Annotated in this window: 2 protein-coding genes; both read right to left on the reverse strand. The window is 72.0% G+C overall.

From position 1 onward, the window contains the following. Positions 1 to 114: 114 nt before the first annotated feature. Positions 115 to 1,659, reverse strand: coding sequence for a serine/threonine-protein kinase (locus E1267_RS43470; protein WP_132342119.1), 1,545 nt, complete (start codon positions 1,657 to 1,659; stop codon positions 115 to 117). A gap of 3 nt (positions 1,660 to 1,662) precedes the next feature. Next, positions 1,663 to 2,241: DUF3558 domain-containing protein (locus E1267_RS45200; protein WP_165960130.1), on the reverse strand; the 579-nt coding region annotated here is incomplete at its 5' end.

Genomic DNA, 2,241 nt, shown 5'->3' on the forward strand with positions numbered 1-2,241 from the left:
GCGCGGGGCGGGGTGGGTACCTCGTTCATCTCGGTCCGTGGCGCACGGCTCCGGTCGCGTACGGAACTCCGGTGGACGCCACGCCTCCTCTCGTGAACTTGACGGTTGCACGCATCAGCCTGTCCCGGTCGACCGGACGTCCCGGAGCGCGGCCACGATCGCGCGGGCCGCCTTGGTGGCTCTGTCCTGCTGCTCGGGTGTGAGCTTGGCGTTGGGGACGGACGAGTCGACCTCGATGACGAGATTGCTGACGCGTACCCACACGATGCTGTGGGCCTGCGCGAACGTCGTGTTCCACCAGTCCTGGCCGAAGGCTTCGTCCCCGAGGCCTGGCAGGTCGCGTACGGGCTGGTAGGTGAGGCTCTGCGACCGCCCCTCCTTGGTGGCCTGCGCCCGCTTCCTGCTGGTGATGATCTTCTTCGCCAGCGCCACCTGCGGCGCGTGTTCGATCTCGATGCCGACGGTTTTGTCCAGGACGCCGGCCATCCAGTCGCACTTGGTGGTGTCGGGACCCGCGCGCCTGCGCATCCCGGGCAGGATCTCGGCCGCCTTCTGGTCGCTCACCAGCCCGCAGGCCTCGGGCGCCGCGACGAACGCGCCGTCAACCTTCGCCTCCGGGGTGGGCGTTCCCGACGGGGTGGAGGCGGGCGGCGGCGAAGAGGACGGTTCCTGCGCGACCGGCGTGTTCTCCGGTGGCCCGGTGGTCCCGGCGGAGGCGTTGACCAGGACCACCGCCGTGACGGCGACGGCGGTGGCGGCCGCCAGGCCACCGAGCAGGACCGGCAGCCTGCTCTTCCTGGAGGCGACCGGGACGGTGGTGGCCGTCATCACCGAGCGGCGCGCGGGCAGGGGAGCGGCGATCGGCTGGAGCCCGGCTCTGATCGCCCGCGGGTGCGGGCGCGCGGCCGGGTTCTTGTCCAGCATCGCCATCAGCAGGCCGCCGAACGGATGCGCGTTGACCGGTGGCGGCGCGGGCTGGGTGAGCACCGCCGCGACGATCGCCATGGGCGAGTCGCGTACGAAGGGGCCGCGCCCCTCCACCGCCGTGTACAGGGTGGCGGCCAGCGACCAGAGATCGGAGGCCGGTCCCGCGGGCTCGCCGCGCAGGCGTTCCGGCGCGATGTACCCCGGTGAGCCGGCGGCCCCCGGGTGATCGGCGGTCGCGGTCGCGCTCGGCGTGTCGTCGATGTGCGCGGCGATGCCGAAGTCGGTGAGGACGGCCTCGCCGGAGTCGGTCAGCATGACGTTGCCCGGCTTCACGTCCCGGTGCAGGATCCCGCGCTGGTGCGCCGCCTCCAGCGCGTCGAGCACCCGCAGCCCGACGGCGGCGACCTGGCCGGGCGGGAGCCTGCCGCTCTCACGCAGCCGGTCGGCCAGCGACCGGCCGGGCAGCAGGTCCATGACGATCCACGGCTGCCCCTGTTCGGCGATGACGTCGTGCACCGTGACGATCGCCGGATGGTTCAGCGACGCCGCCGCGCGGGCCTCGCGCAGGGTGTCCGTGAGCGCTCTGCCCCTCCTGGCCGGGTCGGCGGGCAGACGTACCTCCTTGATCGCGACCTCGCGGCCCAGCACCATGTCGTGGGCCCGCCACACCGTGCCGGCGCCCCCCGCGCCCAGAGGGGCGAGCAACCGGTACCGCTCGGCGATCACACGCATGGGTCAGGCCTTGGCGTCGAGGTTCTTGACGAGGTAGGCGACGGCCTTCTCGGCCTTGTCACGCAGCCCTGGCTCCTTCTCGACATTGCGGGTGAAACGGACCTCTCCCACGATGTTGCTGGTGCTGAAGACCGAGTGCACCGTGAACTTCTTGCTGCTGAACGTCGTCTCCCGCTTCTCCCAGCCGACGGCCGTGTCGCCCGCATCGGGGATCTCGAAGACCTCGCCCTGCTCGGCGCCGCTGCCGCCGCGGCCGGCCTCCGACTCGGCCTTGGCCCTGGCACCCTGTACGTGCTCCTCGGCGAGCTTGGTCTCATAACCGTCGCCCTGCTGCGGATACAGGTAGAACCTGACGTGGAGCGCGAGGGACCTGTCGTCGCGAGATCTGCTCCACGCGCACTCGACGGAGTGCTCCCTGCTGCTGGTCAGGTACTTGCCCACGACCTCGGTGGCCTGATACCTGGTGAGCAGCTGGCAGGGCCGGGGGATCGCGGTGAACTTGCCGGGCGTGCGCGCGACCGGCGTGGCGGTCGGCACCGGTGTGCCGGACGGGGAGGGCGCCGCGGTCGCCGGCCCCTGAGC

This window comes from Nonomuraea longispora, from assembly GCF_004348345.1.
Taxonomy (GTDB): Bacteria; Actinomycetota; Actinomycetes; order Streptosporangiales; family Streptosporangiaceae; genus Nonomuraea; species Nonomuraea longispora.

Coding starts and splice junctions, on each gene's coding strand:
- E1267_RS43470 (WP_132342119.1), bottom strand. CDS start 1,659: ATGCGTGTGATCGCCGAGCGGTACCGGTTGCTCGCCCCTCTGGGCGCG.